The 3,822-nt window shown below is 67.1% G+C and carries 4 protein-coding genes; 3 read left to right on the forward strand and 1 reads right to left on the reverse strand.

Going from position 1 to position 3,822, the window contains the following annotated elements:
• Positions 1-79: 79 nt before the first annotated feature.
• Positions 80-682, reverse strand: a complete 603-nt coding sequence (locus Q0C59_RS19135; protein ID WP_291218570.1) for a Crp/Fnr family transcriptional regulator — start codon at positions 680-682, stop codon at positions 80-82.
• Between the two features lie 103 nt (positions 683-785).
• Here Q0C59_RS19135 and Q0C59_RS19140 point away from each other — a divergent pair, with 103 nt between their 5' ends.
• From Q0C59_RS19140 to Q0C59_RS19150, 3 genes are all read left to right on the forward strand, one after another.
• Positions 786-1,985 carry a PAS domain-containing sensor histidine kinase gene (locus Q0C59_RS19140; RefSeq protein WP_291218572.1) on the forward strand — a complete coding sequence of 400 codons (1,200 nt, stop codon included), beginning with the start codon at positions 786-788 and terminating at the stop codon, positions 1,983-1,985.
• Positions 1,982-2,656 carry a response regulator transcription factor gene (locus tag Q0C59_RS19145; RefSeq protein WP_291218574.1) on the forward strand — a complete coding sequence of 225 codons (675 nt, stop codon included), beginning with the start codon at positions 1,982-1,984 and terminating at the stop codon, positions 2,654-2,656. Before Q0C59_RS19140 ends, Q0C59_RS19145 begins: the two co-directional genes overlap by 4 nt.
• Positions 2,657-2,815: 159 nt before the next feature.
• The coding region (locus Q0C59_RS19150) for a CmpA/NrtA family ABC transporter substrate-binding protein (protein ID WP_291218576.1) at positions 2,816-3,822 on the forward strand (1,007 nt) is incomplete at its 3' end.

The raw sequence follows: 3,822 nt of genomic DNA on the forward strand, positions 1-3,822 counted from the left end.
GCCCCCACGCTCCGCCGCTGCGCGGGTCGCTGCCCCCCTGGGGGGCTGATCCGGCTTGGGGCGGCCCGGCGCCGGATCGTCAACGCTCCGGAATCAGCTTTTCGATCTCCTGCTGCATCGACAGCACGAGCTGGCCGTAGAGCTGCAGCTTGGTGTCGTTCTCGCGCAGCCGCTGGCTCAGGCGTTGGGCCACGGCGCTGAGCAGTTTGGCGGCGGTGGTGGGTTCTTCGGCCATCAGGGTCTGCAGGGCGGTGCGGGTGAGCACGGCGCAGCGCACCTCGGTGCTGGCGGTGCAGGTGGCCGAGCGGGCTTCGCCATCCATCAGCGACATCTCGCCCATGAGGTGGCCCGGGCCGAGCACGTTGACCGTGTGCGGCTCGGTGCGGCTGACCGTGACCGCCTCCACCGTCACTTCACCTTCGATCACCAGCGCCATGAAGCCGTCTTGCCCACCGCTGTGGCCCTGGCGGATGATGGCTTCGCCTTCGGCGCAGCGCCGCAGTTCCATGTAAGCCACCACCGTGAGTGCTTCGGCGGGGCTGAGCTGGATCAGTGCCGTGGTGGAGCGCAGCAGGTCCGCGGCGCGCCGGGCGGTGGTGGACACACCCACGCGCTGGTGTCGGCGTTTGCGCAGCCGGGCGGCGGTGTAGCGCTCGCCGAACAGTCTGTCGAACAGGGTCATGGGCCATTCCAGTGGGCTGCGGGAAGTTGTGGCACCCATTGTCGACCTTTGGTTGTGGCCTTCCACGCACCGCTTTGGCACATTCATTGCGTACCACTGCGACATGCAGATCGACGCTCCCGCTCCGTCCTCCCGCGCCTGGGGCGACCCACTGGCGCTGCTGCTCGCCTCCACCGGCGAAGGCGTGTTCGGCATCGATCTGGACGGCCTGTGCGTGTTCATCAACCACGCCGGCGCCCGCATGATCGGCTTCGAGCCCGACGAGCTGCTGGGCCGCAACATGCACGACCTCACCCACCATTCGCACGCCGACGGCGCGCACTACCCGGTGGACGACTGCCCGATCTTCAAGGCCTTTCTGGAAGGCCTGCCCTGCCGCATCGACACCGAGGTGTTCTGGCGCCGCGACGGCTCCAGCTTCCCGGTCGAGTACTCCAGCCACCCCATCATCGACAGCGGCGAGGTGCGCGGCGCGGTCGTGACCTTCGTCGACATCACCGAACGCAAGCGCGCCGCCGACGCGCTGCAGCGCGCCAAGGACGAACTGGAGGAACGTGTGGGTGAGCGCACGCTCGCGCTGGCCACGGCGCTCAAGCAGGTGCGTGAACTCGCCGCCCGCTCCGAGGCGGTCCGTGAGGAAGAGCGCACCCGCATCGCCCGCGAGGTGCACGACGAGCTCGGCAGCCTGCTGGTGGCGCTGAAGATGGACGTGAACTGGCTGGACAAGCGGCTTTCCGAACAGGAGCAACGCACGCTGGAGGCCGCCGGCGACATGCGCGAACGCATGCGCAGCAAGTGCCAGAACATGAGCCGCCTGATCGAGAACGCGGTGGACAACGTGGGCCGCATCATCACCGACCTGCGCCCCAGCATCCTGGACCACCAGGGCCTGTGGGCCGCACTGGAGTGGCAGGCGCAGGAGTTCGTGCAGTCGGCCGAGATGTCCCTGAACTGGTGCATGGACGTGGACGACGTGCCCGACCCACCCGAGCCGCTGGCCATGGGCGTGTTCCGCATCTTTCAGGAAATGCTGAGCAACGTCGGGCGGCACGCGCACGCCCGTCGTCTGGACGTGCGCATCGTCGTGCAGGCAGGGGTGCTCACCCTCGCGGTGCAGGACGATGGTGTGGGTGCGCCGGCACAGGCCTTTGAAGCGGCCGATGCCTACGGCGTGATGGGCATGCGCGAACGCGCCCGCCACTTCGGCGGTGACATCCAGATCACCAGCGCACCAGGACAGGGCACGCTCATGCGCCTGTCGATCGAACTGCCTCACCAGATGTCTCGGGGAACCCTTGCATGACCACCGTTTTTGACGTCCTCGCTGAAACCATCCGCGTTCTGATCGGCGACGACCACCGCATCGTGCGCGAGGGCCTCAAGCAGATCCTGGCCGACGCGCCCGACGTGCAGGTGGTGGCCGAGGCGCAGACCGGCGACGAGGTGCTGGCCAAGGTGCGCGCGCTCGGAGGGCTCGACGGCCTGGACCTGGTGCTGCTGGACATCGCCATGCCCGGCCTCGACGGGCTGGACGTGCTGCAAACGCTCAAGCGCGAGCACCCGCTGTTGCCGGTGCTCATGCTCAGCACCTACCCCGAGAAGCAGTACGCGGTGCGCTGCATCCGCCTGGGCGCTTGTGGGTACTTGAACAAGAGCGCCGACCCCGACGACATGCTTTACGCCGTGCGCAAGGCGGCTGGTGGTGGCGTGTTCCTCACGCAGGCCACGGCCGAGGCGCTGGCCGCTGCCTTGGGCAACGCCACCGCGCAGGCCGGGCCCGAAGCACTCTCGCACCGCGAACACCAGGTCTACCGCTTGCTCACGCAGGGTCAGACCGTGAGCGAAATTGGTGCGCAGCTGGGCCTGGCGCCCAACACGGTGAGCACCTACCGGGCTCGCGTGCTGGAGAAAACCGGCACCAAGAACGACGTGGAGCTGGCGCTCTACGCCGAACGGCACCGCGCCAAGCCGTGATGTGCCGGTTTTGACCACCGCCGTGTAGGGCTGGCCCTACACAGGGTCGGCCCAGGGCCCGCGAATTCGCACACGGAGCGATGAAAGGACATCGCCAGGCGGCTTCTGGCCCGGCGCTTGCAATGAACACCTCGTCCATCAACTCACGAGGTGCTCGCCATGTCCGAATTCTTCGATCCCTACAACGCCGACCGCCCGCTCATGCTCAAGTGCAGCTGCGGGCGCGACCACACGATCGCCGACCACCACGCCGAGGTGGCCGCCGATGGCGCGGCCATCGAGTTGCGCCGGCGCAGCGAAACCGCCGAGTTCGAGGCCTACAGCAACGAGTTCATTGAAGCCACGCTGGTGAAAGCGCTGTTCCCGCACGACGAGGTGCGCCGCCGCTTCCTGCGCGCGGTGGGCAAGGGCACGGCCATGGCAGCGATTGCCAGCGTGTTGCCGGTGGCCAGCCTGCAGGCCATGGCGCAAGAGAAACAAGGCGCGCTGGAGAAGACCAACCTGAAGATCGGCTTCATCCCGATCACCTGCGCCACGCCGCTCATCATGGCCGCGCCGCTGGGCTTCTACCAGAAGCAGGGCCTCAATGTCGAAGTGACCAAGACCGCGGGCTGGGCCCTGGTGCGCGACAAGATGATCAACAAGGAATACGACGCTTCGCACTTCCTCTCGCCGATGCCGCTGGCCATCAGCCTGGGCCTGGGCAGCAACGCCGTGCCCATGAACGTGGCCACCATCCAGAACATCAACGGCCAGGCCATCACGCTGGCGCTCAAGCACAAGAACAACCGCGATCCGAAAAACTGGAAGGGCTTCAAGTTCGGCATTCCGTTCGACTACTCGATCCACAACTTCCTGTTGCGCTACTACCTCGCCGAAAACGGCATCAACCCCGACACCGACGTGCAGCTGCGCGTGATCCCGCCGGCCGAGATGGTGGCCAACCTGCGCGCCGGCAACATCGACGGTTTCCTCGGCCCCGATCCGTTCAACCAGCGCGCGGTGTTCGACGAGGTGGGCTTCATCCACCTGCTCACCCGCGACCTCTGGAACGGCCACCCTTGCTGCGCCTTCGGCACCAGCACCGAGTTCATCCAGAAGAACCCCAACACCTTCGCGGCGCTGTACCGCGCGGTGCTCACCTCTGCAGCGATGGCGCGCGACCC

Origin of the sequence: Hydrogenophaga sp. (assembly GCF_022844385.1) — a bacterium.
Classification (GTDB): domain Bacteria; phylum Pseudomonadota; class Gammaproteobacteria; order Burkholderiales; family Burkholderiaceae_C; genus Hydrogenophaga.

Bases quoted from the DNA above. Each gene is read 5' to 3' on its own strand.
- Q0C59_RS19135 (WP_291218570.1), bottom strand. From the start codon at position 682: ATGACCCTGTTCGACAGACTGTTCGGCGAGCGCTACACCGCCGCCCGG.
- Q0C59_RS19145 (WP_291218574.1), top strand. From the start codon at position 1,982: ATGACCACCGTTTTTGACGTCCTCGCTGAAACCATCCGCGTTCTGATC.
- Q0C59_RS19140 (WP_291218572.1), top strand. From the start codon at position 786: ATGCAGATCGACGCTCCCGCTCCGTCCTCCCGCGCCTGGGGCGACCCA.